This window comes from Streptomyces sp. WELS2, assembly GCF_013870595.1.
Taxonomy (GTDB): domain Bacteria; phylum Actinomycetota; class Actinomycetes; order Streptomycetales; family Streptomycetaceae; genus Streptomyces.
Window position 1 is genome coordinate 1 of sequence record NZ_JACBWZ010000637.1, and the last position, 3,681, is coordinate 3,681.

The 3,681-nt window shown below is 72.2% G+C and carries 2 protein-coding genes and 1 pseudogene; 1 reads left to right on the top strand and 2 read right to left on the bottom strand.

All coding sequences use genetic code 11. The features are described 5' to 3' along the window. Positions 1 to 514: pseudogene (locus tag H5J33_RS27165) on the bottom strand (hypothetical protein); the annotation flags it as partial. Between the two features lie 98 nt (positions 515 to 612). Beyond that, positions 613 to 1,740 carry an esterase family protein gene (locus H5J33_RS27170; RefSeq protein ID WP_181797482.1) on the bottom strand — a complete coding sequence of 376 codons (1,128 nt, stop codon included), beginning with the start codon at positions 1,738 to 1,740 and terminating at the stop codon, positions 613 to 615. A gap of 202 nt (positions 1,741 to 1,942) precedes the next feature. Here H5J33_RS27170 and H5J33_RS27175 point away from each other — a divergent pair. Beyond that, positions 1,943 to 3,681 (top strand): phosphatidylglycerol lysyltransferase domain-containing protein (locus H5J33_RS27175; RefSeq protein WP_220212791.1); only part of this gene is annotated, 1,739 nt, incomplete at its 3' end.

A 3,681-nucleotide genomic window follows, 5' to 3' on the forward strand; every position in this document is an offset into this window, starting at 1 on the left:
ACCGCGGACGCCCTGGCCGCGCCGACCGCGCCCGGGACGCTCGGCGGGCTGCACACTCCGTCGTCTCGAGTTCCAGCAGCCGACGGCCCTCCAGGGCGCTGGCCCGCTCGGTCTCGGCGGTGGCGTACCGGCGCAGCAGGGCCGCGTGCTCGTTGCGCAGGCCGGCCAGTTCGGCGCGCTTGGCGCGCAGCCGCTGCTCCAGCTTGGCGCGCAGTTCGCGGGACTCCTCCAGGTCGGTCTCCAACTCGGCGACCCGTTCCTCGAAGCGCCATTCGTCACCGGCACGCGCACGCGTCAGCTCGGCGACTCGCCGGCCCGCCCGCACGTCCCAGCGGCGCATCACGAACGCGCCGACGACCGCCGTGGCCGCTGCCGCGGCGGCCAGCGCGCGCAACACCGCGGCCTCGGAGAACACCCAGGGAGCCGACGCGCAGACGACGGAGACGCCGGCGATCGCCGAGGGAGGCAACAGCCGGTGCAGAGGGGAGGAATGGCGGTGGCGTCCACGTGGCATGGCCAGAAACTTACCGCGCGTAGGCGGCTCATGGGCCCCGGCCCGTAAAAACACGGCCGCACCAGGGGCCTCACGAGGCGTCAGGAGCACACGTCGGCTCAGTGGTCGGCGAGCCGCCCGCTGAGCCACTGGAGCGTCGGCGGGATCTCGCGCCGCCAGGTGTTGAAGTTGTGACCGCCGCTGTCGAGGATGATCGAGGAGATCCGGGTCCGGTCGGTGGCCTGCACCCGATCGATGAAGTCCTTCGTGGACTTGTAGTTGTGCTCGCCGGCCTTGCTGCTGGTGACGAGCAGCGAGGTGTCCGGCGCGGGCTCGTGCCGCAGCAGCCAGAAGAGGTCGGCGCGGTTGCGCAGCCTGGCGTCGCCGTGGAAGAGGTCGCCGGTGGTGGGGTCGATCGGCGCCTCGTAGTACGGCGACAGGCCCGCGCCGGCCGCGTACACGCGCGGGTGGTGCATGGCGAGCTTGAGCGCGCAGTAGCCGCCGGTGGAGTCGCCGACGATGCCCCAGCCGCCCGGCCGCTTGGCGGCCCGGTAGTGGCCGAGGACGGCGTCCGGCAGGTCCTTGGCGAAGAACGTCTCCGTCTGCGGGCCGCCCGGGATGTCCACGCACTCGGTGTCCCTCGGCGGTGCCACGGTCGGCCGCAGCATCACCAGGATCATCGGCTGCACGCGCCCGTCCTTGGCCAGCCGCTGCGCGGTGCTCGGATAGTTCAGCTTGTCCACCAGCGACCGGGCGGTGCCCGGGTAGCCGGTCAGCACGACGGTCGTCGGGAACGTGCGCGTGCGGTACTGCGGCTGGAAGTACTCCGGCGGCAGGTACACGTAAGCCGGTGTCGCGATGTGCGTCCTGCGGCCGACGATGTCCACCTTCTGGATCTGCCCGCCCCGCTCCGGCCGCGTGGCGCGCACGCCGGGCACCTCGGAGGTGGAGACCACCTGGAGCGGGCCACCGCCGCCGCCGTGCACCGAGTGGTCGACCACCACGCCCTGACCGGTCTCCGTGCCGAACAGGTCGGCCCAGCTGGCGTAGAAGCCGAAGGCCTGGTTGGCGGCGAGCCCGACGGAGGCGAAGAGCGCCACCTGGGTGGCCAGCAGCAGCCCCACCCGGCCGCTGACGGCCCGCCAGTGATGCCGGGACAGGCGCGGCCACAGCCACACCGTGCCGATGAACAGCACGGTGGCGACCACTATCGCCAGCCACAGCACTTTGTTGCTCGTGAGACCCATGGGCTGTTTCCTGTCCGCGCTTTCCGCCCGTGCCGTACCCACGCCTGGTGCGCGCGCTTGCCCGGGGCTTTCCTTGGCCTTTGACCCGACTTTCCCTTGGGGAGTGAACCTGTCTCCCCCAGACATCGTCCTAGAGGGCGCAATGTCGCCGGATGCCCCGAGGGCTCCGGATTCAAGGTCTCTCGCAGAACTACGGGATGCGATGTCTGTCAGGATAGATGGGGAAGTGTCGGACGGGGTTCCGGGCCGATCAAGCCGCGGGCGGCGCCTGCTGCGCGGTCCGCGCCCCGAGTCCGTTCCCGTTCTGGTCGGCCGGGCGGCCACGCTCGTTGGCCTCCTGGACATCGCCGCGGGCGTCTTCCCGCGCTTCCGGCACAGCCGTATGCACGCCCTGGCCGAGGTGCTGCCGGGATCGTTCGGGCCGTTCGCGGCGGCGCTCTCGCTCAGCGCGGGCGTGCTGTTGCTGCTGCTCGCGCACGGGCTCAAGCGGCGCAAGCGCCGGGCGTGGCGGGCCGCGGTGGCACTGCTCCCGGCGGGCGCGGCGGCACAGTTCGCCTACCGGCACTCGATCATCGGCGCGCTCATCGCGATCGCCCTGCTCGTGCCGCTGCTGCGCCACCGGGACCAGTTCGCCGCCCTGCCCGATCCGCGCAGCCGGTGGCGCGCCCTCGCCAACTTCGTTCTGATGAGCGCCGGTTCGGTCCTCCTCGGACTCGTCATCGTCAGCGTCCACCCGGGCCGGACGATCGGCGACCCGAGCCTGGCCGACCGGCTGACGCACGTCATCTACGGGCTGTTCGGCTTCGAGGGCCCCGTCGACTACCAGGGCGACACCTCCTGGACGGTCGCCTTCTCCCTCGGCGCGCTCGGCTGGATCACCGCGGTGACCACCATCTACCTGGCCTTCCGCCCGGAGCACCCGGCCGCCCGCCTCACCGAGGAGGACGAGGAGAAGCTGCGCGCCCTGCTGGCCAGGCACGGCGGGCGCGACTCGCTCGGCCACTTCGCGCTGCGCCGCGACAAGGCGGTGGTGTTCTCGCCGAGCGGCAAGGCCGCGGTCACCTACCGCGTCGTCTCCGGGGTGATGCTCGCCAGCGGCGACCCCATCGGGGACGTCGAGGCCTGGCCGGGCGCCATCGAGCGCTTCATGGACGAGGCGCGGGCCCACTCCTGGACGCCCGCCGTCATGGGCTGCTCGGAGACCGGCGGCGAGGTGTGGACCCGCGAGACCGGCCTGGACGCCCTGGAACTGGGCGACGAGGCGGTGGTGGACGTGGCGGATTTCTCACTCGCCGGACGCGCGATGCGCAACGTGCGCCAGATGGTCAAGCGCATCGAGCGGGCCGGCTACGAAACCCGGGTACGGCGCATCCGTGACCTCGGCGAGGCCGAGCTGGAGCGGATCCGCCGGGCGGCGGAGGACTGGCGCGGCACGGACACCGAGCGCGGCTTCTCCATGGCGCTCGGCCGCATCGGCGACCCGGCCGACGGCGACTGCCTGATCGCCACCGCGCACAAGCAGGACGACGAGCCGGGCGAGTACGGCGACCTGAAGGCGATCCTGCACTTCGTGCCGTGGGGCGAGGACGGCGTCTCGCTGGACCTGATGCGCCGCGACCGCGCCGCCGACCCGGGCATGAACGAGCTGCTGATCGTCGCCGCCCTCCAGGCCGCCCCGAAGTTCGGCATCACCCGGGTCTCGCTGAACTTCGCGATGTTCCGCTCCGCCCTCGCGCGCGGGGAGAAGATCGGCGCCGGTCCGGTGCTGCGCGCCTGGCGCGGGCTGCTGGTGTTCCTCTCGCGCTGGTTCCAGATCGAGTCGCTGTACAAGTTCAACGCCAAGTTCCAGCCGCGCTGGGAGCCGCGGTTCGTGGTCTACCGGGCCTCCGCCGACCTGCCCCGCATCGGCTTCGCCGCCATGCAGGCCGAGGGCTTCGTCGA

What these genes read in the sequence shown, in the direction of transcription:
- H5J33_RS27170 (WP_181797482.1), bottom strand. Translation starts at nt 1,740, where the DNA reads ATGGGTCTCACGAGCAACAAAGTGCTGTGGCTGGCGATAGTGGTCGCC.